The following is a 22,647-nucleotide window of genomic DNA, read 5'->3' on the forward strand; positions in this document are numbered from 1 at the left end:
GTGACTAGCTTGCCGTGATCAGGCAAACGGTAAATCGACATCAGAGTCGCAGCGGCATGATCACGTGGCGAGCCTGGTCGCTATCGTCTTCCTGCACCAGGCAGCTCGACTGCGCGTCACGCAGGCTCAGGCGAGCACGCTCACCGCGCAAGGCAGCCAAGGCATCGAGCAAATAGCCCACGTTGAAGCCCACGGCCAGATCGGAGACTGGCGTATCGGCTTCCAGCTCTTCCACGGCCTCTTCCTGCTCCGGGTTGTGAGCCACGATGCGCAGCTTGCCCGGCGACAGTTCCAGCTTCACGCCGCGGTACTTCTCGTTGGAAAGAATCGCCGCACGCTGGAGCGCCCCGCGCAGCACTTCGCGATCGAGCGTCGCGTGCTTGTCGGCACCGAGCGGAATGACTGCCTCGTAGTCCGGAAAACGACCGTCGATGAGCTTGGAGGTGAACACCACATCGCCACGACGAACGCGCAGGTGGTTGCGGCCGAATTCCAGCTCAACCTGGCCGTCGCCGGTTTCGAACAAACCGACCAACTCGTTCACGCCCTTGCGGGGAATGATGATCTGGCGACGCGTGGAAACCTTGCTTTCCAGCTTGGTTTCCTTGAGCGCGAGGCGATGGCCGTCGGTGGCTACGCAGCGCAGCGTGTGCTCCTGCAGATCCAGCAGCATGCCGTTCAAGTAGTAGCGCACGTCCTGGTTGGCCATGGCGAACGCGGTGCGTTCCATGAGATCGCGCAGCACTTCTTCCGGCAGCGCTACTCGCTCAACCAGCTCTATTTCATCGATGGTCGGGAATTCGGTGGCTGGCAGCGTGGCGAGCGTGAAACGGCTGCGTCCAGCATTCATGGCGACGCGATCGCCATTGAGCTTCAGCTCGATCTGCGCGCCATCAGGCAATGCACGCACGATGTCGAACAGCTTGCGCGCTGGAATGGTGATCTCACCGTCGACCAGCTTGTCAGCGGTCGTAGTGGCGATCATCTCCACTTCCAGATCCGTACCCGTCAGCGACACTTTACCGTCGGCGACTTTCACCAGCAGGTTGGCTAGAACCGGCAGCGTTTGGCGGCGTTCGACCACGCCGACGACCTGCTGCAACGGCTTGAGCAGAGCTTCTCGTTGAATGCTGAATTGCATGTATGCGCTTCCCCAATCCTGCTTTTCTGTTTTTAAAAGAAGTTCTGTAGTGGTAGTAGGGGCCGTGGATAACTCAAAATTGAGAAATTATCCTTAACAATCAATACTTTGCCGAACTTTGACACTGTGTTCCCAGAGGCCTGATGATTGTGGGCCAAATGTGGATAACTTTTCGGTCCAATCCATCCACCTATTATCCACAGCTTGCCACAGTACTTTTCAAGCGTTCAGTGCACAGCCGCCCTGCTCGCTCAGCCGGTGAGGATACGGATCAGCTGTTCCCAATCCTGCCGCATGCGTGTGTCGGTCTCGCAATGCTTCTTGATCGTGCGGCAGGCATGCAGCACCGTCGTATGGTCGCGGCCACCGAACGCCTCGCCGATCTCCGGCAGGCTGTGCTCGGTGAGCTCCTTGGACAAGGCCATGGCGATCTGGCGCGGACGAGCCAGCGAACGCACGCGTCGCTTGGACAACAGATCCTGCAAGCGCACCTGGTAGTAGTCGGCCACGATCTTCTGGATGTTCGGCACCGTCACCGCTTGCGCGTGGGTGGCGAGCAGGTCGCGCAGGGTTTCTTCCGCAAAATCGATGGTGATCGGCTTGCCGTAGAAGTTGGCGCGCGCTGCCAGCGTGTTGAGCGCACCTTCCAGGTCGCGCACATTGGAGCGGATGCGCTTGGCCAGCAGCATCGCGACGTTCTCGCTCACCGCCACGCCCTTGTCCTGCGCCTTGGACAGCAGGATCGCCGCGCGCGTCTCGAAGTCCGGCGGCTCGATCGCCACCGACAGGCCCCAGCCCAGGCGCGACTTCAGCCGCGGCTCGAGCTTGTCCACCTCTTTCGGATAGCGGTCGCAGGTCAGGATGATCTGCTGCTTGGATTCGAACAACGCGTTGAAGGTGTGGAAAAACTCTTCCTGCGTGGTGTCCTTGCCGGCGAAGAACTGGATATCGTCGATCAGCAGCGCGTCGACCGAACGGAAGCGACGCTTGAACTCGTCCATGCTCTTGGTGCGCAGCGCTTCGATCATCGAACCGACAAACTGCTCCGAGCGCAGGTACAGCACCTTGAAATCAGGGTTGCGTTCGCGCATCAGGTTGCCAGAGGCGTGCATCAAGTGCGTTTTACCTAGGCCGGTGCCGCCGTACAGCAGCAACGGGTTGTAGGCGCGGCCCGGGTTCATGGCCACCTGCATGGCGGCGGCCTTGCCCAGCTGGTTCGACTTGCCTTCGACGAAGGTTTCGAAGGTGTAGTGCGGATCCAGGTTGTGGTTGAAGGTTGGCGCCGGTGCTTCGATCACCGTGGGGGCGACCTTGGCCGGCGCGGGAGCGGCCACCTTGCCGCTCGCCGTAGCGCGCGGGGAGTTGGAGCCCACTTCCAGGCGTACCGTGAGATCGTGCCCGGTCAGCTGGCTGATCACCGTTTCAATGCGCGCCAGATAGCGCTCGCGCACCGTATCGAGCGTGTAGGGGTTCGGCGCAAACAGCTGCAAGCCATGGGTGTCGTCGCGCGCCTGCAATGGCATCAGCCAGGTGTGCAGGTCTTCGGCGTTCAATTCGCCCTCGAGGCGCTCGAGACAGCGCCGCCACAGGTCACTCATGGGAAGTATTCAACCACTGGAAGGAGCGCTTTCGCGCGGGGTGGACCGGCGATTCTAGCAGCACGAGAGCTCCTTCATGGCGGGATATCCACATGGATATCCACAGGAAGTAAACAGCCTTTTGTCAACCCCGAACATACCCCTATTTGACAAGCGCCCAACTTCCTCTTCATAATTTCCAACCTTTTTACCAACTTAACCGGAGGAAGCCATGTCCAAGCGGACCTTCCAGCCCAGCAAGCTCAAGCGTGCCCGCACCCACGGCTTCCGTGCTCGTATGGCAACGGCCGATGGCCGCAAGATCCTGAACGCACGTCGCGCGAAGGGTCGCAAGCGCCTGATCCCGTAAGCGGCTCGCCAGCATGCGTGCCGCCGGCCTGCCGCGTGAAGCGCGGTTACGTAGCGCCGGTGATTTTGCAGCTTTGCGACATACCAGCGGCCGCTTCGGCGGCCGCTGTTTTTCTGTGCGCTATCGGGTCAATGACCTCGGCCACCCGCGGCTGGGCCTGGCCATATCCAAACGCGTGTCCAAGCGTGCGGTCGATCGCAACCGCATCAAGCGCCTGATACGCGAATCTTTCCGGCGCGCCCGTCTTGAGCTTCCCTCCGTCGACCTCATGGTGATGGCACGCGAGCAGGCGTGTGGCCTGCCCGGTCCGGAGCTGCTCGCCGAATTGCAGCAGCTGTGGAAGAAACTGCGTTCCGCCAAGGTCGAGGCCACATTGAAGCCGGACGGCCCGACCGGCACAATCGTGCGTTGACCTTCTCCATTCCTTTCCGCGACACGCGTGTCGCGGATGCACCGGATCTGCTCCGCGATGAATCAAACGCGTACGTTCCTCATCTTTGCCCTGCTGGCTGTCGCCTATCTCTTGTTCCAGGCCTGGGAGAAGGATTACGGCCCGCAACCGCCCGCTGCCGCCGCTGCCACCAGCAGCACCGACAGCAGCGTGCCGGGCGCCAGTGCATCCACGGCTCCGGCTGCTGCGGTACCCGGCACGGTCAGCGAGGCGTCCGCCCAGCTGATCACGGTGAGCACCGACGTGCTGCGCCTGACCATCGATACCCGTGGCGGCAGCGTGGTCCGTTCGGAGCTGCTGACCTACCCGTCGGTGCCGCGTACCCGCAAGGATCCCGATCCGGCGCCGGCGCGCCTGCTCGATGACGACCGCTCGCAGTACTTTGTCGCGCAGAGCGGCATCGTCAGCAACCAGGGCGACGCGCCCGATCATCGCGCCGTGTTCTCGGCCGCGCAGACCAGCTACACCCTCACCCAGGGTCAGGACGATCTCAAAGTCGACCTGACCTGGCAGAACGCCGCCGGCCTCAAGGTCACCAAGACCTTCGCGCTCAAGCGCGGCAGCTATGTCGTCACCGTCGACCAGAAGATCGAGAACGGCGGCAGCGCGGCATGGGCCGGCAATACCTATGAGCAGCTGCAGCGCGTGGCGCCGACGCAGCAGAAGAGCTGGCTGCAGAACTTCACCGATCCTTCGTCGCACAGCTTCTATGGCGCCGCCTGGTATAGCCCCGACGACAAGATGACCACGCTGTCGTTCGCGGACTTCGCCAAGAAGCCGTTGAACCACGCCATCACCGGCGGCTGGGCATCGATGCTGCAGCATTACTTCTTCGTGGCCTGGATTCCGCAGGCGCAGGACGCCAGCACGTACAGCACCAGCGTGATCAATGGCGATACGGCGCAGCCGGTCTATCTGATCCGCGCGGTGGGTCCGTCCATCAGCGTGGCGCCGGGCCAGAGCGCCACCAGTGCATCGCGCCTGTATATCGGTCCGAAGCTGCAGGGCACGCTTGACCAGGTCGCTCCGGGTCTGGATCTCACCACCAACTACGGTTGGCTGACCGTGGTCGCGCAGCCGCTGCACTGGCTCCTGTCGCAGCTGCACACCATCGCCGGCAACTGGGGCGTGGCGATCATCCTGCTGGTGCTGCTGCTGAAGGGTGCGCTGTGGAAGCTCACGGCCGCGCAGTTCCGCTCCGGCGCCCGCATGCGCAAGCTGCAGCCGCGCGTCAACGCTCTGAAGGAGCGTTACGGCGACGACAAGATGAAGATGCAGCAGGCCATGATGGAGCTGTACAAGAAGGAGAAGGTCAACCCGATGTCGGGCTGCCTGCCGATCCTGATCACCATGCCGGTGTTCTTCGGTCTGTATCGCGTGCTGATGGAAAGCGTGGAGCTGCGCCATGCGCCGTTCTTCGGCTGGGTGCACGACCTTTCCGCGCCCGATCCGTTCTTCGTGCTGCCGGTGATCTACATCCTGGTGATGCTGGCCACGCAGTGGCTCACCCCAGCGGCGGCGGGCATGGACCCGGCGCAGCAGAAGATGATGAAGGTGATGCCGGTGGTGTTCGGCTTCATGTTCCTGTTCTTCCCGGCCGGCCTGGTGCTGTACTGGGTGGTCAACGGTCTGACCAGCCTGACCCAGCAGTGGCTGATCACGCGCAGCGTCGATCGCGCGGACGAGAAGGCCAAGGCGACGGCCTGATCACACTCATAGGTTTGGAGAAAAGGGCCGCGTCAGCGGCCCTTTTTTGCGCAGCAAACCTATGGCTCGTCATCCCGGCGCAGGCCGGGATCCAGTGGCGGCGATGCGCGGTCTTCGCGACAGTGATGCTGCTTTATGCGCTGTCGCGAAGACCCATTGCTCTCGCCACTGGATCCCGGCCTGCGCCGGGATGACGATGAGGGGCGGCCATATCGTTATCGCATTGCTCCTCGCAAACCGCATAATTCCCGCCATGAATCACACCGACACTATTGCCGCCATTGCCAGCGCACCCGGCGCCGCCGGTGTCGGTGTGTTGCGTGTGTCGGGACCGGCGGTGCCCGGCATCGCCGCGGAATTGTTCGGACGCGACCCCGATCCCCGCCGCGCGCACTTCACAGCTTTCCGCGAACGCGACGGCGAATTGATCGATCGCGGCCTGCTGCTCTACTTTCCCGCGCCGGCTTCCTACACCGGCGAACACGTGCTGGAACTGCAAGGCCATGGCAGTCCCGTGCTGCTCGACGCACTGCTACGTCGCGTCTGCAGCATCGGCGCGCGTTTGGCGCGTCCGGGCGAATTCACCGAACGCGCGTTTCTCAACGGCAAGCTCGATCTGGCGCAGGCGGAAGCGGTGGCCGATTTGATCGCGGCGCGTTCGCAGGCTGGTGCGCGCGCGGCGCTGCGCTCGATGGAGGGTGTGTTCTCGCGCAAAGTGCACGACTTGCTGCAGTCGCTGATCGCACTGCGTGTGCATATCGAAGCGGCGATTGATTTTCCCGAAGAGGAAATTGATTTTCTCGCTGACCCCAGCATCATGGGTCAGCTGCAGGCGCTGCGCGCGGAACTCGATGCCCTGTTGCGTGAAGCGCAGCGCGGCGTGCGGCTCAATGACGGCTTGCGCGTCGCCATCATCGGACGTCCCAACGCCGGCAAATCCAGCCTGCTCAATGCGCTGGCCGGCAGCGACCGCGCCATCGTTACCGATATCGCCGGCACCACCCGCGATGTATTGCGCGAGCAACTCAACCTCGACGGCGTCGCGCTCGAATTGGCCGACACGGCGGGTCTGCGCGACACCGACGATCCGGTGGAACGCGAAGGCGTACGCCGTGCCCATGGCGAGCTCGCTCGCGCCGACGTCGCCCTGCTCGTCACCGACATCGCGCACGCCGAACACGACCTTGCCCTGCTCGCCGATCTGCCGGCGAGCGTCGAACGCATCGTGTTCATCAACAAGATCGACCTCGCCAGCGGCACGCCGCGTTACGACGTGCGGCCAGAAGCCATCTGGGTGTGGGCCTCCGCGAAAACCGGTGCCGGCCTCGATGCCTTGCGCGACCATTTGAAGCAACTTGCCGGCTCGGGCAGTGGCGAAGGCGCGTTTAGTGCGCGCCGTCGCCATGTGTTGGCGCTTGAGGAAATCGCCCTGCACCTGGATCAGGCCGAGCAGGTGCTGCGGGTTACTCGCGCGGGCGAACTGGCGGCCGAGGAACTGCGCCAAGCGCAGCAGGCACTGGGAGAAATCACCGGCAGCTACACCAGCGACGACCTGCTCGGCGCCATCTTCAGCTCGTTCTGCATCGGCAAATAGCACGCCGGTCTGAGTCCAAGTTCCAAACAACGACAAGACGTTAGCGAACTCTCTGCTGACGTGCCTTAGGCAATGGCGCTAACATGCTGAGTTTGCACGCGGTCGATTCGAATCCAGGCATGCTCTCATTCTTTTTCGGCGCCTTCGGGCTGTCCACACTCTGGCTTGTCCCCCTGCTCTGGCGCGCCGGCAGGACTCTGCTGAAACGGCGCAACAGGTCGGGTGGCGGCGAAGGTTCGATTCGCTACGGGTTGGGCGCGCTGCTGGTGCTGCTGGCCAGTGCCACGCTCGAAGGTCTGGTGATCGATCAGTACACCGATGATGCCAACGCCGGCGGCATGGTGTGTCGCGCGCTGTCGCATGGCATCGGCGGCTTGCTCGGTGGATGGCTCACGACGCTGGCCATGCTGGCGGTGCTTGCTGCTGCGTTGCCGTGGTATCTGGGCATGGGCTGGCCGGCGATGTTCAAGCGTTTGTCGGCGGCTGTCGACGTGATCGCCAGGTTGCTGCAGCGTGCACTGGATGCGATCGCGGCGCGGCGTGGCAAGCCGATCACCCGACGTCGAGCGACCGGCGCGGTGCGTCGCGTGGAGCGTGCATCCGCGAAGCATCGCCGACCGACGCCAGCAGCAGAGCGAGTTGCTCAAGCGGCCGTCGATCCCGTCGTCGCTGCAAAGAGCACGCCTTCATCGGCATCAGCAATGCTACCTGCTGCGTCATCGTCGCGCGTCCCGCCTGTCCGCTACGCGGCACAGCAAGAGCAAGTGATACGCGAGCCCTGGCTTACGCCCAAGCACGGTCGCGTGGCAGCAGCGTCGCCAGGTCCAACGTTTGGTCGTGCCTCGCCATCCATCGCGACCAGCCCGAGCCTGGCGAAGACCTCCGCGTCACCGATCGCCGCCGGCGCCGCGGCGGCACAGGCCCCGCGGCCGATGGAGCCGGTCGTGCCGGCACCGTTGCCGACGCAAGCAGAACCGGTCGTCGACGAGGTGCCATTGGCTGCGGCGGTCGATCTGGATCCAGCACCGCTGCCCGTTGCCGCAACCTTGGCTGCACCGGAGGACACCTCGTCCGATCTCGATCTCGCAGCTGTCGCCCTGCCGTTGCAGGCTGTACCGATCGCACCGGGCCGACGTGTAGCCGCCAATGACGATGAACCCGTCATCACGGCTGCGGACATCACGCCGCTGCCTTCCTCTGCAACAGCGCGAACCCGTTCGACGGCCATGTTGCCGCCGCTCTCCCTGCTCGCGGCGCCACGCCAGGAGCTGACCTCCATCGACGAAGCGCAGCTCGCAGAAACCGGCGAGCTGATCGAACAACGCCTGCGCGAATTCAAAGTGCCGGTGACCGTCGTCGGCGCATCGGCCGGTCCTGTCATCACGCGCTTCGAAGTGGAGCCGGCCGTGGGCGTGCGCGGCAATCAGATCGTCGCGTTGATGAAGGATCTCGCGCGCGGTCTCGGACGGACGTCCATCCGCGTGGTGGAAACCATTCCGGGCAAGACCTGCATGGGCCTGGAGTTGCCGAACGAGCAGCGCCAGATGATCGCCTTGTCCGAGATCCTCGACTCACCGGTCTATCGCGATGCCGATTCGCTGCTGACACTGGCGATGGGAAAGGACATTACCGGTGAACCGGTGGTCGCCGACCTGGCCAAGGCGCCGCACATGCTGGTGGCCGGCACCACCGGCTCGGGCAAGTCCGTCGCGGTGAACGCGATGATCCTGTCGATGCTGTACAAGGCCACGCCTGACGACGTGCGCATGATCATGATCGACCCGAAGATGTTGGAACTCTCAGTCTATGAGGGTATCCCGCATCTGCTCGCGCCGGTCGTCACCGACATGAAGCTCGCCGCCAATGCATTGGCCTGGTGCGTGGCCGAAATGGAGAACCGCTACCGCGTGATGTCGGATCTGCGCGTGCGCAATCTCGCCGGCTTCAATCAGAAAGTACGCGAGGCGCGCGCGGCGGGTCGGCCGCTGATGAACCCGTTCCCCGCGCATCCCGAAGTGCCCGAGTTGCTGGACACTTTGCCGATGATCGTGGTGGTGATCGACGAGCTGGCCGACCTGATGATGGTCGCCGGCAAGAAGATCGAAGAACTGATTGCACGCCTTGCGCAGAAAGCGCGCGCCGCCGGTATTCATTTGATCCTTGCGACGCAGCGCCCGTCGGTGGACGTGATCACCGGCCTGATCAAGGCGAATATCCCAACGCGCGTGGCCTTCCAGGTGTCGTCGAAGATCGACTCACGCACCATTCTCGATCAGATGGGCGCGGAGAGCCTGCTCGGCCAGGGCGACATGCTGTTCCTGCCGCCGGGCACGGGTTATCCACAGCGCATCCACGGTGCCTTTGTTGCCGATGAGGAAGTGCATCGCATCGTGGCGCACCTCAAACTCTACGGCGAACCCGATTACAAGGAAGAGATCCTTGCCGGTCCGCCTAGCGAAGGTTCCGGCGAACTGTTCGGCGAGGAAGCCGGCGATGCCGAACTTGATCCACTCTACGACGAGGCGGCTGCGTTCGTGCTGCGTTCGCGCCGTGCGTCCATCTCGTTCGTGCAGCGGCAGTTCCGCATCGGTTACAACCGCGCGGCGCGCTTGGTCGAAGCGATGGAAGCGGCAGGATTGGTGTCGTCGATGGGTATCAATGGGCAGCGCGAAGTGATTGCGCCAGGGCCTTCGGACTAGCGCGAGCTGTCTGTGGGAGCGCACCCTGTGCGCGACAATCCTACGGAGCGATACACCTCAGCGTGGCTGTCGCGCACAGGGTGCGCTCCCACAGAGAGGGTGCGCTGTCACAGGAACTCCTTGAGCTCCGCTCGCGTCGGCATGCCACCCTGCGCGCCCAATCGCGTCACCGACAACGCCGCCGCCGCACACGCCTTGCGCACCGCGATCGGCAATCCTTCGTGCAGGAAGACGGCCAGTGCGGCGTTGAACGTATCGCCCGCCCCCGTGGTGTCGACTACATCGACTTTAAAACCCGCCTGATGCTGTGGATCGCCGCCGTCGCGGTACCACGCGCCATCGCTGCCACGCGTAAGCACGACGGGCGCGGGTGCGCGTTGCATGAGCGTGCGAAAGTCCTCATCACCGGATGCACCAAGCAGGATGGCCAGCTCATGCTGGTTAGGCGTGAGATAGCGAGCGAGCTTCAACCACTCCATCGGCAACTTCTGCGCGGGCGCAGGATTGAGAATGACTGGTTTGCCAAGCTTTTGACCAAGGCGCAGCGTCGCCTCGACCGATTCGAGCGGTATCTCCATCTGCACGAGGATGGCATCTGCCGACGCCAAGGTGGCATGCGCGTGCTCGATCTGCGCCGGCGTCACGCGGGCGTTGGCGGCGGGCACGACCACGATGTGGTTTTCGCCCTGCGCAACCGTGATGGACGCCGTGCCGCTGCCGCAGTCGGCGATGCGCTCGACATGCTCCAGCGAGATGCCCTCGCGCGCGAGGCCGTTGTGCAGTTCGTTGCCAAAGGCGTCATCGCCCAAGGCTCCGATCAGCGCGACGTCCGCACCCAGGCGGGCCGCGGCCACCGCCTGGTTGGCGCCCTTGCCGCCATGCACGGTGAGAAAGCGTTCGCCAAGAATGGTTTCGCCCGGTTCGGCAAAGCGTGGCGCCAGCGTCACCAGGTCCATATTGATGCTGCCGACCACGACGACGCGTGCCATACCTGCTCCATCACTGCGTTAGGCGAGATGGAGCAGGATAAGGGATGCCGCGGGCGGAATCAGCCGCCGCTGCTGCCCGGCGCCGCGGGCACGTTTTGGCCGCGTTTTTCCTGCATGCGCTCCATCGCCTTCTCGCGCACGGCCTTCCACTTGTCGCGCTGCTCCTGGGTCAGCACGCCACCAATCTGACTGTCGCTGTCCTGCACGATGGCGATGGTCTTGGCGCGGCGGTCGGCGGGCTTGAGGCTGGTGTCGCCGCGTATCGCCTGCAGCTGTTGGCCGCGTTGTTCCAGCAGCGGGCCGATCTTGGCCTGCTGATCCGGCGTCAGCTGCAATTGCCTGGTCAGGCGCTGCAACTGCGTTGGCGCATCGAAGGCGTGCATGTGTTGGCTGCCGGCGGCGGGTGGCGCGTCCTGCTGGGCCCATGCGTGGCCAGACAGCGTGACGGCAAGAGCAATCGCAGCGATGGCGGGAAGGCGTTTCATGGGCGGCACTCCTTAAGGGCGTCTCTGCGGGAACGCGGGCACCCAAGAGCGGTTGACGGTGCAGCGGCCGGTCCCGGCTTGAATCCAAGCCTAGCGCCCCGAACATCAACAGATCGTCCGCCCCCAGGAAACCTCATGATCGAGCTGTACTACTGGCCCACGCCCAACGGCCACAAAGTGACGCTATTCCTCGAAGAAACCGGCCTCCCCTACACCATCAAACCGGTCAACATCGGCAAGGGCGAGCAGTTTCAGCCAGCGTTCCTGGCGATTTCGCCGAACAACCGCATGCCGGCCATCGTGGATACGGCGCCTGCCGACGGTGGTGAGCCGATCAGCGTGTTCGAGTCCGGCGCGATCCTGCAGTACCTCGCCGAGAAGGCTGGCCGCTTCCTGCCGACCGATCCGCGCGGCAAATACACGGTGCTGGAGTGGTTGTACTGGCAGATGGCTGGGCTGGGCCCCATGCTCGGCCAGAACCATCACTTCAGCCGCTATGCGCCGGAGAAAATCCCCTACGCCATCGACCGCTATGTCAACGAGACGCGTCGCCTCTACGGCGTGCTGAACAAGCGTCTGGAAGGCCGCAGCTTCATCGCCGGCAACGACTACAGCATCGCCGATATGGCGGCCTATCCGTGGATCGTGCCGCACGAAAACCAAGGCATGAGCCTGGAGGATTTCCCGCACTTGAAGGCTTGGTTCGTAGCGATCGGCGAGCGTCCCGCCACCCGGCGCGCGTATGCGTTGGGCGAGGATATCAAGGGCAAGTTCGACCTGACGACGGATGAGGACGCGCGCAAAGTGCTGTTCGGGCAGGGAGCGAAGAGCTAGCCGCGAGTGTGAAGAGGAGCGGGAGCCGTCAGAAACGTCGCGCCTTCACGGAGTTTCCGCCCTTTTTCGCCTGCTTCACGCACAAAGCGCTGGTTTCCAAGGGCGCGACGCGTTCTAATCGCCGTTTGTTCTTGCGTACGACGCGTCGCCCAAGGAAGTCTCCATGCGCGCCCTTTTGTTTGCTGCCCTGACGATGGTAGCCCTGCCGACCATGGCCGAAAAACTCACGATCGAACGCATCTTCGACGGTGGCAATCTTGCCGGTGCCGCGCCGCGCGGTCTGCAGATTTCGCCCGACGGCAGCCGCGTGACTTTCCTGCGCGCCCGCGCGGACGATCAGTTCCAGTTGGACCTGTGGGAATACCAGCTCAAGGACAACAAGACGCGCCTGCTGGTGGATTCGAAGAAACTCGAACCCAACGGCGAGCAGTTGTCGGATGCGGAGAAGGCGCGCCGCGAGCGCGAACGCACCGCCGGCCTGCACGGCATCGTGAGCTACCAATGGTCGCCTGACGGCAAGCAGCTGTTGTTCCCGATCAACGGCAAACTCTATGTCGTCGCGCTGGCCACGCCGGACGCGGCTCCCACGCCGCTCGATACCGGCGACAACGTGATCGATCCGAAGATCTCGCCCAAGGGTCGCTACGTGTCCTACGTGCGCGATCAGAATCTATGGGTGATCGATCTGGGCACCGGCGAAGCCAGGCAGCTGACGCATGATGGCGGCGGCACCGTGCACAACGGTGAAGCGGAGTTCGTCGCGCAGGAAGAAATGGATCGCAGCGCCGGCTATTGGTGGGCACCCGACGACTCGGCCATTGCGTTCGAGCGCTACGACGAAGCCAAGGTGCCGGTGACCAAGCGCACCGAGCTGTTTGCCGATCACACCGACGTGATCGATCAGCGCTATCCCGCCGCAGGCGCGCCCAATGTGGCCGTGAAGCTTGGCCTCGTGTCGCCCGCTGGCGGACAACCGCGCTGGATCGACCTGGGCAAGGATGCGGACATCTATCTCACCCGCGTGAACTGGTTGCCCGACGGCAAGCACGTCACCTACCAGCGCATGCCGCGCAATCAGCAGAAACTGGATCTGCGCCTGGTCGACGCGAAGACCCTGGCGCAGCGCACACTGCTCACCGAAACCAGCGACACCTGGATCAATCTCAACAGCGATCTCACCTTCCTCAAGGACGGCAAGACTTTCCTGTGGGGCAGCGAGCGCAGCGGTTACCACCATCTGTATCTGTACGGTCTCGACGGCACGCTCAAGCACGCGGTGAGCGAAGGCGACTGGCAGATCGACGGACTGCTGGCAGTGAACGAGCACACGGGCACGGTCTTCGTGGCGTCGAACAAGGACGCTGTTCCCGAGAAGCAGATCTATGCGCTGAAGATCGACGGCAGCACGGCGAAAGCGCCGGCGCGCATCAGCCAGGGCGCGGGCACGCACGCGGCTTCTTTCGCGCCGGAGGGCAGTTTCTATCTCGACAATTTCTCCAGTGTCGATACGCCGCCGCAGGTCAGCCTGCACAAGTCGGACGGCAGCCTGGTCAGCTGGATCGAGGCCAACAAGCTGGATGAAAAACATCCGTACTGGCCGTATCGCGACAGCCTGATCAAGCCGGAATTCGGCACGCTCAAAGCGGCGGACGGGCAGACGCTGTACTACCGCCTGTACAAGCCGGCCGGCTTCGATCCCACCAAGAAGTATCCGGTGTTTGACATGTATTACGGCGGCCCGCATGCGCAGATGGTCACCAATGCGTGGGGCGACTACTTCAACCAGTACATGGCCAACCAGGGCTTTGTGGTGTTCACGCTGGACAACCGCGGCATGGCGCGCCGCGGGCGCCAGTTCGAGAACGCCATCTACCAGCAGCTGGGCGCGGCCGAAGTGGACGATCAGCTGGTCGGCATCCATTGGCTGAAGTCGCAGCCGTGGGTGGATGCCAAGCATGTGGGCGTGTTCGGATGGAGCTATGGCGGTTACATGACCACCATGATGCTGGCGAAGGCTTCGGATGAATTGGCCGGCGGTGTGGCGGTGGCGCCGGTGACCAACTGGCGGCTCTACGACACCTTCTACACGGAGCGTTATCTGGGGCGGCCGCAGGACAACGATTCGGGTTACACGCGCAGCTCGCCGATGGCGTGGCTCGATGGGCTTACCTCGAAGTTGTATCTCGTGCACGGGATGGCGGATGACAACGTGCTGTTTCTCAACTCGACCGAGTTGATGGCGGAGTTGCAGAAGCGTGGGACGCAGTTTCAGTTCATGGCGTACCCGGGGGCGAAGCATGGGCTCAACTTGCCCGGGCAGCGCAGTCACGTGTATCACCTGATTGAGAATTTCTTTCAGCAGCAGGTGAAGGGGGCGGCGGCGGTTGTGCCGGTTGCACCGAAGGCTGCAGCGGTGCCGGCGGCGGCGACCACTACGCGCTAGCTTTTCATTCCATCTGGCATCGCGGGACTTGCCCGCTGTTTGCTCGTCATCCCGGCGCAGGCCGGGATCCAGGAGCGATGGACTTCGGTTGTCGCGATACGGCGATCTGGCTCGCCTGCCGCGGGCTTCCGTCCTCCTGCCTGAGGACGGGTCACTTTCTCTTGCTTGCCCAAGAGAAAGTAACCCACGGAGAAGGGCCCCCCGGATGACGCGCCTTCCGGGCCTGCGGCCCTCCAGGTGCGCGGGCGGGTTGCGGGGTTTTTCGACAGGACATCCCTGTCCTGTCGAAAAACTGGCCGCATCCATGCGGCCACCCTTCGGGCTTTCCTCCACCCGCCCGCCGCGTCATACGGGGACCCCGAGGGCGAAGAGCCACACCAAGAGCCGAACAACGCCAGGCGCTACTGGGCCGGGCAGGTCTTTTGTAGGAGCGCACTTGTGCGCGACCAACCGACGGAGCGGTACATCCGAGCGCCGCGGTCGCGCACAAGTGCGCTCCTACAAGGGATCGCGTAAGTCAGTATCGATCGGCTCTTTGTGGGAGCGCACCCTGTGCGCGACCATCCTACAGAGCGGTACACCCCAGCGTGGCTGTCGCGCACAGGGTGCGCTCCCACAGACAAGACCGTCTGACCTGCAGGCAAAAAGAAAGGCCGCCCGGAGGCGGCCTTTGCTTCTTCCAATCAAACCAATCAAACCCTACTGCGCGTGCCCTACGCCCGAATCGCCCTGCTCCAGCGGCGGTGGAGTACCGGCAACGGCCAGCAGCGATGTGGCGTAGCCGTCTTCGATGCTTACCGTGGACACCTCATCCCATGAGAAGAACGACGCTTCGCGCAGCCATTCCGCGTCGGGAGAGATCTCCTGCATGTTGAAGCCGTCTTCTTCCACGCTGATCAGTCGGCCGATGTAGCAGACCTCGGCCTCGTCCTCGCTGTCCACGTGCACGCCGATGACGGGTGCCTGGGCGGCAGCGGCCTGGATGACGCTGCGGATGTCGTCCAGCGGGAAGCCCCGGGGCGGACGCGGCATCAGGTGCTTGAGGACCAGCGCCTTTTCCATGAAGGGCGCGTGTTTGTCCGGCGCTTCCAGTTCGGAAACGTCGCGGTGGCGCATCACGTACATGCCGTCATAGGTGATGCCGTCACCGACCACCCACAGCAGAAAGAATTCACGGCCAACCCCGCCCACGAAGCCACAGAAGCTGCCGTGTTCGAGTTCACCGCGCCATAACCGGACCAGCTGATGCTTCTGCTGCGCCTCGCGCAGCTGAGCCCGCTGGCCGGTGGTCTTCAGTTCAATCACATTTCCCATGGTCAAAATTTTACCAGCCCGGGGCTTTCCCCTTGTTTACAGGATGTAACGCGACAAATCCTCGTCCTGGACCAGCACGCCGAGGTTTTTATCCACATATTCGGCGTCGATCAGGTATTTTTCGCCGGATTTGTCAGCAGCTTCGTAGGAGATCTTCTCCAGCAGGCGCTCGATCACGGTGTGCAGGCGGCGGGCGCCGATGTTCTCGGTCCGCTCGTTCACCTGGAAAGCCACCTCGGCCAGGCGGTCGATGCCTTCCTCCGTGAAGGTGATCGTCACGCCCTCGGTACCCAGCAAGGCGATGTACTGCTTGGTCAAGGCGTTATGCGGCTCGCGCAGAATGCGCTTGAAGTCGCCCACCGACAGCGCCGACAGCTCCACGCGGATCGGCAGGCGGCCCTGCAGCTCCGGGATCAGGTCCGAGGGCTTGGCCAGCGAGAACGCGCCGGAGGCGATGAACAGCATGTGGTCGGTCTTGATCGGGCCGTACTTGGTCGACACGGTCGAGCCTTCCACCAGCGGCAGCAGGTCGCGCTGCACGCCTTCGCGGCTGACGCCGGCGCCGCCCCACTCGGAGCGCTGGGCGATCTTGTCGATCTCGTCGATGAAGACGATGCCGTTCTGTTCGGCCGACTGCATGGCCTGCGCGCGCACTTCTTCCTCGTTGAGCAGCTTGGCGGCTTCTTCTTCCACCAGCATGGGACGAGCCGCCTTGATCGCGACCTTGCGCTGCTGGGTCTTGCCGCCGCCCATGTTCTGGAACATCTGGCGCAGCTGCTGACCCATTTCCTCCATGCCCGGCGGGGACATGATTTCCACGCCGACGTTGGTGGCGAAGTCGAGCTCGATCTCGCGATCGTCCAGGGCGCCTTCGCGCAGCTGCTTGCGCAGTTTCTGGCGGGTGTCGTTCTGCTCGCTGCTGGGCGCGGCGTCGTGCGACCAGTCCGAAGGGGTCTGGCGGCGCGGCAGCAGGGCGTCGAGGATGCGGTCTTCGGCGCGGTCTTCGGCCTGCGTGCGCACGCGCTTCATGGCCTGCTCGCGCACCAGCTTATAGGCGACGTCGGCGAGGTCGCGGACGATGGATTCGACATCCTTGCCCACATAGCCCACCTCGGTGAACTTGGTGGCTTCCACCTTCACGAATGGCGCATTGGCCAGCGTGGCGAGGCGGCGGGCGATTTCGGTCTTGCCCACGCCGGTGGGACCGATCATCAGGATGTTCTTGGGCGTTACTTCGTCGCGCAAGCCCGGTTCCAGCTGCATGCGGCGCCAGCGGTTGCGCAGTGCAATCGCCACGGCGCGCTTGGCGTCGTGCTGGCCGATGATGTAGCGGTCGAGTTCGTTGACGATTTCGCGGGGAGTAAGTTCGGACATGAGTTCACCGGAAAGATGAGTTTTCGCCCTCGTTCTGCATCAGCAAAACGACGGGACCAAGAGCCGTCGCGCCGAGCGCTTACAGCTCCTCGATCGTGGTGTTGTGGTTGGTATAGATGCAGATGTCGCCGGCGATCTTCAGCGCGCGCTCGACGATGGCGCGCGAATCCATCTCGGTGTTTTCAAGCAATGCCAACGCGGCAGACTGCGCGTAAGGACCGCCCGAGCCGATGGCGATCAAGCCATGTTCGGGTTCCAGCACGTCGCCGTTGCCGGAGATCAGCAGCGAGGCCTCTTTGTCGGCCACTGCCAGCATGGCTTCGAGGCGGCCCAGGCGGCGATCGGTGCGCCATTCCTTGGCCAGCTCCACCGCGGCGCGGGTGAGGTTGCCGCCGTGCTTGTCCAGCTTCTGCTCAAACAGCTCGAACAAGGTGAAGGCGTCGGCGGTGGCGCCGGCGAAACCGGCGATCACATTGCCTTTGCCCAGGCGGCGGATCTTGCGGGCGTTGGCCTTCATCACCGTGTTGCCGAGGGTGACCTGGCCATCGCCGCCAATCACGACCTGTCCGTTGCGGCGCACCGAAACGATGGTCGTGGCGTGAAAGGATTCCATGGGGGACTCCGTAAAGAGTGAATTCGCCAAAGGTGGGGCCGTAAGGGCGGAATCCAAGCCGCCGCCCGGCCAGCCCTTGTGGGAGCGCACCCTGTGCGCGACGGGATTTTCAGGGGAAACCGGGCCGCGGGCGGCCCGTCGCGCACAGGGTGCGCTCCCACAGGGTGTTCAAGGCTGTCGGCTCACGGCGCCCGTCACTTACGCTTCGCCCGCGGATGTGCCGCGTCATACACCTTGGCCAGATACTGGAAATCCAGGTGTGTATAGATCTGCGTGGTGGCGATATCCGCATGGCCGAGCAGCTCCTGCACGGCGCGCAGGTCGCCGGAGGATTCCAGCATATGGCTGGCGAAGGTGTGGCGCAGCAGATGCGGATGGATGCGTTTGGCCATGCCTTGCTGCAGCGCCAGCGTCTTCAAACGTAGCTGTACGGTACGCGGATTGATGGGCGCACCGCCGCGGCCTTTGAACACGGGCTGCTCGGGAACCACGCCTTCCGCTTCGCCCAACGCACGCAGTGCAGCGACCGCGTGGCGGCCGACCGGCACGATGCGGGTCTTGTTGCCCTTGCCGAGCACGCGCACTTCGCCGGCGTGCATGTCCAGATCGATCCAGCGCAGCCCGGTGAGCTCGGACAGGCGCAGGCCCGAGGAATAGAACAGTTCCAGCATCGCGCGGTCGCGCAGATTCAAAGCGCCTTCGCTCTGCGTTTCCACCAGCGAAGTGGCCTCGTCCACGTCGAGCACCTGCGGCAGCTTGCGGTGCACCTTGGGGCCGCGCACGCCGGCCAGCGGGTCATGCTCGAGCAGACCTTCGCGGGTGAGCTGGCGAAACAGGCTGCGGCAGGAGGACAACAGGCGCTGCAGGCTTTTGGGTGCGAGGCCAGCGCGGTGTTCGCCGGCCACGAAGCCGCGCATGCGGTTGGGCTCGAGCGCGCTGAAGTTGGCGATGCCCTGCGCCTCCATCCAGCGCAGCAGCTTGGCCAGATCGCGGCGATAGCCATCGACCGTATGCACCGATGCCTTGCGTTCTCCCGCGAGTCGCGAAAGCCAGGCGTCGACCTGGGCCTGCGGGTGAGACATAAGTGTTACATGACTTCCTGGGCGCGGCGCAGCGCGGCGGTGACGGTGCCTGCGATCATCTTCAGGAACACCGTGCCCATGCCCGGCTGGAAATGGTCGGCATCACCGCTGCCAATGGCCAGGATGCCGAACTCGCCCAGCGGCATCATCGCGGCGGAGCGGATTTCCGGCGCGTGGTCGCCGAACAGGCGGTACAGGCGTTCGGCCGAGAGGCGGCCGGCGACCGGTTCGTGGTGCGCCATGAAATCGGAAAACTCAGGCACCTGCGAGCGCCCGCCCGGGATATGCACCAGCCAGTCCGCCGGCGGCAGCCCGATCGGGCCGAACAGCATCAGGCGTACCTGGTCGGTCTGAAAATCCTCCGCGAGCCGCGCCACCACGCTGCGGGCCGCCACGGCGGGTGTTCCAGCGCGCAGCACGGCGAGATTGAGCTCGTGCACCCGCTGCATCAGCCGCTCGTTTTCGGCGGCGATGGCGATCAGGCCGGCCAGCTGCTTCTCCAGCTCCGCGTTCTTCTCGCGCAGGCTCTGCAGCTGATAGACCGCCAGCGAGGCGACACGGCCCTGCTCGCGCGGCAGCGTAAGCTGGGCCGCGATATCGGGATAGTCGGTGAGAAACTCCGGATGGTGCCGCAGAAAAGCCGCGACGTCGCCGGCGGAAAGCGTGTCGACAATGGCGGTTTCGGACATGGCTACCTCAGGGGAGTCGATGCGTTGCGGGCCGAGTGTGCGTTGTTCCGCTATCGGCTTTCAACCGACATGGACAGAAAGTCGCGTCAACCCAGCCATTCGCCTTCGAAAACGAACGTAGCCGGCCCGGTCATCCACAGCGTATGCCCCGGCCCCGCCCATTCGATGGTCAGGGTGCCGCCGGGCAGCGTCACCATCACTTTCTCGTCGACTTCGTCGCGCAGGCGAAGCACCGCCATCGCGGCGCAGGCGCCGGTACCGCAGGCGAGCGTCCAGCCGCTGCCGCGTTCATGCACGCGCAGGCGCAACTGGCCCCGATCGACCTGCTGAACGAAGCCAGCGTTGGCGCCTTCTGGGAAACGACTATGCGTGGTCAGCATCGGGCCGACCCGATACAGCGATGGCGCCTGCAAGTCAGGCACCACCACGACCGCATGCGGATTGCCCATCGACAGCGCACCGATCTCCAGCACGTCGCCGCCCACTTCGATGGCGTAACGAGCCGCCTGGAGGTCGGCACGGAACGGAATGCGCTCGGGCTCCAGCGTGGGCACGCCCATGTCGACCGTCACCTCGTTCGGGCCACTCAGACGCACCGTCACGGGCCCGGAGGGGCTTTCCAGCCGGATCATGTCGCCGATCGACAACTCACCCGCACGATGCAGCCACGCCGCCACGCAACGCACGCCGTTGCCGCATTGGCCCGACGGCGTGCCGTCCGCATTCCAGATCCCGTAGTAGAACGCACAACTGGGATCGCGCGGCGGCTCGATGCTGATCAGCTGGTCGAAACCCACGCCCATGTGCCGGTCGGCGATGGCGCGGATCTGCTCTTCGTTCAGTGCAAACGCGCGCTGGCGGCAATCGACCATCACAAAGTCGTTGCCGATGCCGTGCATCTTGGAGAACGGAAGCTTCATTACATGAACTTGCCGCCGGTGATCCGGCCGTTGGCGTCGAGTTCGGCGAAATAGCGGCTGTTGTTGCTGCGCATCTCACGCGTGGCGATGGTGCCCGGCAGGACCAGCAGCACATCCGGATACGCGGCCTTGAACTGCTCAGGCGTGGGATGTGCGGCGATAAAGGCGTCGAACGCCGTCATATCAGTGACAAAGCCGTGCACGGGCACAGGCGTCAGTGCCGCCGGAACCACTGCCGGTATGGGCTTGGCTGCCGGCGCGACGGGCGTAGCGGGATGCACGGTGGCCGCGGGCGTAGCCTTGGGCATATAAAGCGGTCCCTTGTTGCCGCATGCGGCGAGCAGGGCAAAAACGGAGCACAGCGAAAGCAGCAGGAGTGATCGGCGCATGTCGGGGTATCCGGCGGGAACCCGGTCAGTATAGGCGAGCCGCCGCTTTTGAAGCGCCGCCGCCCGTGAATGGCGCGTCAGCCGTTATGATGCCGCCGTCGCCGCCGCGAGCGGTTTGAATGCACAGAAGTACAACGATGGATTGGACCGCGCTGCTGCGCCTCCCTTCGACGATCCTGCTGATCCTGGCCGCGGTCGCCCTGCTGTTCACCTTGTTTCAACTGGTGGCCTTGCGCCAGCGCCTTGATGACAGGCAGCGCCTGGCAGCCGCCGGTCGTTCCGTGCTGCTGCTCGTGGGTTTCGCCATCACCCTGATACTGACGGGCATGGGCTTCGCGTTGCGCGGCTATCGCCTGCTCAGCGAAGAGACGCCGGTAGTGGAGATCGACGCACACATCCTTTCACCGCAGCGCTGGTCGCTCATCCTGCATTGGCCTGACGGCGCTTCCCGCCGCGTGGAAGTGGCCGGCGATGCGTGGCGCGTCGAGGCCGTGGTGCTGAAGTGGAAGCTGCCCACGATGCTGGCGGGCGTGCCGCCGCTGTACCGGCTGGATCGGTTGTCGGGACGCTACGACGACCCGAACGATGAAATGCATGGGCCGCGGACCGTGGTCGATTTCCGTGAAGGCGGCAGCTTCGATCTGCTCGATCTGCACAAGCAATATCCGCGCTGGGTGCCGGATGTGGATGTGTTGTTTGGCAGTGGGGTGTTTTTGCCGCTGGTGGATCAAGGGCATTACACGGTGAGTCTGATGCGCACGGGGGCGTTGGTGGCGCGGCCGGATGAGGCGACAGAGCAGCGCATCGCGCAGCCGTTTTGAGGTTGGGGTTTTGGGAATTGAGCGAGGGGGGAATCTCGCTTTGTTGCGTGGAGGCGGAGCCGCCCTCCGGTAGTTGTCGTTTCCAAGCGGCGGAAATTCGCTTGTTGTCCCAGCGCTGGCCGCGTTTTGCTCGTCATCCCGGCGTAGGCTGGAAGCGCTCTTCAACAGCCGAATGGCTGGTCATCCAGAGCCTCAGTGTTTGGTTTTAGCGATACGGCGACCTGGCTCGCCTGCCGCGGGCTTCCGACCTCCTGCCGGAGGCCGGGTCACTTTTCTTTGCTTGCCCACGCACGCGCTTCGAGCGCGCGCGAACGGCGAAGCCGGCCCGAAGGGCGGAGGGCAGGATGCCCGGAGTAAAGAAAAGTAACCAAAAGAAAGGGCCCCCCGGATGGCGCGCCTTCCGGGCCGTTGGCCCTCCAGGTGCGCGGGCGGGTTACGGGGACCCCGGGGGCAAGAGCCGCATCAAGAGCCACGCGACGTCCGACGCTGCTGGGCCGCTCTCTTGTAGGAGCGCACTTGTGCGCGACCAACCGGAGCGATGCACCGCGACGCTGCGGTCGCGCACAAGTGCGCTCCTACAAGGGGGACGCAGGTATGGGGATGGCGGATCAAACTTGCCGGTCGGCTCTTTGTGGGAGCGCACCCTGTGCGCGACAAACCTACGGAGCGATACACCCAGGCGTGGCTGTCGCGCACAGGGTGCGCTCCCACAGACAAGCCAAGCGCCAGGTGCGGCACCAAGTGCGCCATCTGTGAGCCACAGCCGATGCGCAGCGAGGCCCGGCTTTAAGTCCTCAGCGATTCGGGCGCGTTGCGCAGCGCTTGGAAGTATCCCCTGTGTACCCTCGGAGGTCGTCCCACAACGACGCGCCTCGAGCGTTCGGGCTTATCCCAACACGATGCTGCCGGCGTTATCAGGCCATTTTCTTTGGGTTACTTTCGACGCGAAGCTAGTCCCGTGGGATCTTTTGGGCCAGCAAAAGAAAAGTGACTCGAGCGGCGGCAGCCGATCGAAACGCCCGCCGCGTAGGCGGCACGCTGGCCTCAAGGTGACAAGGAAACACCGAAGCTCTTGATGACCAGCCATTCGGCTGTTGAAGAACGTCTCCGGCCTAGCCCCCCTCTTGTGGGGTGCACTGGGACGAGCAACAGAAA

19 protein-coding genes are annotated in these 22,647 nt (G+C 64.0%); 8 read left to right on the forward strand and 11 right to left on the reverse strand.

Translation table 11 applies throughout. The features are described 5' to 3' along the window. Nucleotides 1-40: 40 nt before the first annotated feature. Nucleotides 41-1,141 (reverse strand): DNA polymerase III subunit beta, encoded by a 1,101-nt coding sequence (gene dnaN / locus AB4Y82_RS05300; protein WP_441601816.1) that lies wholly within the window; start codon nt 1,139-1,141, stop codon nt 41-43. Between the two features lie 251 nt (nt 1,142-1,392). Beyond that, a complete protein-coding gene (gene dnaA, locus AB4Y82_RS05305; protein ID WP_441601817.1) occupies nt 1,393-2,739 on the reverse strand; it encodes a chromosomal replication initiator protein DnaA in 1,347 nt (448 codons plus the stop codon). Nucleotides 2,740-2,950: 211 nt separating this feature from the next. Here dnaA and rpmH point away from each other — a divergent pair, with 211 nt between their 5' ends. The 5 genes from rpmH to AB4Y82_RS05330 all read left to right on the forward strand — a co-directional run bounded on the left by rpmH (nt 2,951) and on the right by AB4Y82_RS05330 (nt 9,539). After that, the gene (gene rpmH, locus AB4Y82_RS05310; protein ID WP_019464789.1) at nt 2,951-3,088 is read left to right on the forward strand and encodes a 50S ribosomal protein L34; all 138 of its coding nucleotides are present in this window, start codon (nt 2,951-2,953) and stop codon (nt 3,086-3,088) included. Nucleotides 3,089-3,101: 13 nt separating this feature from the next. Next, complete coding sequence (gene rnpA / locus AB4Y82_RS05315) at nt 3,102-3,500, forward strand: ribonuclease P protein component (RefSeq protein WP_441601818.1); 399 nt, start codon at nt 3,102-3,104, stop codon at nt 3,498-3,500. 57 nt (nt 3,501-3,557) lie between these two features. Next, nucleotides 3,558-5,246 carry a membrane protein insertase YidC gene (yidC, locus tag AB4Y82_RS05320; RefSeq protein WP_441601819.1) on the forward strand — a complete coding sequence of 563 codons (1,689 nt, stop codon included), beginning with the start codon at nt 3,558-3,560 and terminating at the stop codon, nt 5,244-5,246. A 253-nt stretch (nt 5,247-5,499) separates the two neighbouring features. Continuing rightward, nucleotides 5,500-6,840 carry a tRNA uridine-5-carboxymethylaminomethyl(34) synthesis GTPase MnmE gene (gene mnmE, locus AB4Y82_RS05325; RefSeq protein ID WP_441601820.1) on the forward strand — a complete coding sequence of 447 codons (1,341 nt, stop codon included), beginning with the start codon at nt 5,500-5,502 and terminating at the stop codon, nt 6,838-6,840. 119 nt (nt 6,841-6,959) lie between these two features. Next, on the forward strand, nt 6,960-9,539 hold the full coding sequence (locus tag AB4Y82_RS05330) for a DNA translocase FtsK 4TM domain-containing protein (RefSeq protein WP_441601821.1): 2,580 nt from the start codon (nt 6,960-6,962) through the stop codon (nt 9,537-9,539). A gap of 107 nt (nt 9,540-9,646) precedes the next feature. Here AB4Y82_RS05330 and rbsK read toward each other — a convergent pair whose 3' ends face one another. Then, nucleotides 9,647-10,528 carry a ribokinase gene (rbsK, locus tag AB4Y82_RS05335; protein ID WP_441601822.1) on the reverse strand — a complete coding sequence of 294 codons (882 nt, stop codon included), beginning with the start codon at nt 10,526-10,528 and terminating at the stop codon, nt 9,647-9,649. 59 nt (nt 10,529-10,587) lie between these two features. Continuing rightward, complete coding sequence (locus AB4Y82_RS05340) at nt 10,588-11,013, reverse strand: hypothetical protein (RefSeq protein WP_441601823.1); 426 nt, start codon at nt 11,011-11,013, stop codon at nt 10,588-10,590. Nucleotides 11,014-11,148: 135 nt separating this feature from the next. On the opposite strand from AB4Y82_RS05340, the gene AB4Y82_RS05345 reads away from it, so the two are divergent. Together AB4Y82_RS05345 and AB4Y82_RS05350 are read left to right on the forward strand one after the other, a co-directional pair. Next, nucleotides 11,149-11,847: a glutathione S-transferase N-terminal domain-containing protein gene (locus AB4Y82_RS05345; RefSeq protein ID WP_441601824.1), complete on the forward strand. Its 699-nt coding sequence runs from the start codon at nt 11,149-11,151 to the stop codon at nt 11,845-11,847. A gap of 163 nt (nt 11,848-12,010) precedes the next feature. Continuing rightward, entirely contained in the window at nt 12,011-14,290 is a 2,280-nt protein-coding gene (locus tag AB4Y82_RS05350; protein ID WP_441601825.1) for a DPP IV N-terminal domain-containing protein, read from the forward strand. A gap of 699 nt (nt 14,291-14,989) precedes the next feature. On the opposite strand, the gene AB4Y82_RS05355 is transcribed toward AB4Y82_RS05350, so the two are convergent. The 7 genes from AB4Y82_RS05355 to lptM all read right to left on the reverse strand — a co-directional run bounded on the left by AB4Y82_RS05355 (nt 14,990) and on the right by lptM (nt 20,671). Next, entirely contained in the window at nt 14,990-15,604 is a 615-nt protein-coding gene (locus tag AB4Y82_RS05355; protein WP_441611150.1) for a hypothetical protein, read from the reverse strand. Nucleotides 15,605-15,640: 36 nt separating this feature from the next. Further along, entirely contained in the window at nt 15,641-16,978 is a 1,338-nt protein-coding gene (gene hslU, locus AB4Y82_RS05360; RefSeq protein ID WP_441601826.1) for an ATP-dependent protease ATPase subunit HslU, read from the reverse strand. Between the two features lie 79 nt (nt 16,979-17,057). Further along, nucleotides 17,058-17,591 carry an ATP-dependent protease subunit HslV gene (gene hslV, locus AB4Y82_RS05365; RefSeq protein ID WP_046972849.1) on the reverse strand — a complete coding sequence of 178 codons (534 nt, stop codon included), beginning with the start codon at nt 17,589-17,591 and terminating at the stop codon, nt 17,058-17,060. Nucleotides 17,592-17,785: 194 nt separating this feature from the next. After that, nucleotides 17,786-18,673 (reverse strand): tyrosine recombinase XerC, encoded by an 888-nt coding sequence (gene xerC, locus AB4Y82_RS05370; RefSeq protein ID WP_441601827.1) that lies wholly within the window; start codon nt 18,671-18,673, stop codon nt 17,786-17,788. 5 nt (nt 18,674-18,678) lie between these two features. Continuing rightward, nucleotides 18,679-19,362 (reverse strand): DUF484 family protein, encoded by a 684-nt coding sequence (locus tag AB4Y82_RS05375; RefSeq protein ID WP_121883777.1) that lies wholly within the window; start codon nt 19,360-19,362, stop codon nt 18,679-18,681. Nucleotides 19,363-19,448: 86 nt separating this feature from the next. Then, a complete protein-coding gene (gene dapF / locus AB4Y82_RS05380; protein WP_441601828.1) occupies nt 19,449-20,282 on the reverse strand; it encodes a diaminopimelate epimerase in 834 nt (277 codons plus the stop codon). Continuing rightward, complete coding sequence (gene lptM, locus AB4Y82_RS05385; protein ID WP_441601829.1) at nt 20,282-20,671, reverse strand: LPS translocon maturation chaperone LptM; 390 nt, start codon at nt 20,669-20,671, stop codon at nt 20,282-20,284. The genes dapF and lptM overlap by 1 nt, the downstream gene beginning before the upstream one ends. A 137-nt stretch (nt 20,672-20,808) precedes the next feature. Between lptM and AB4Y82_RS05390 the strand changes: the two genes are divergently transcribed. Continuing rightward, nucleotides 20,809-21,492: a hypothetical protein gene (locus tag AB4Y82_RS05390; RefSeq protein WP_441601830.1), complete on the forward strand. Its 684-nt coding sequence runs from the start codon at nt 20,809-20,811 to the stop codon at nt 21,490-21,492. The last annotated feature ends 1,155 nt before the right edge of the window (nt 21,493-22,647 follow it).

The organism is Dyella sp. 2YAF14 (assembly GCF_052114725.1).
Lineage (GTDB): Bacteria > Pseudomonadota > Gammaproteobacteria > Xanthomonadales > Rhodanobacteraceae > Dyella.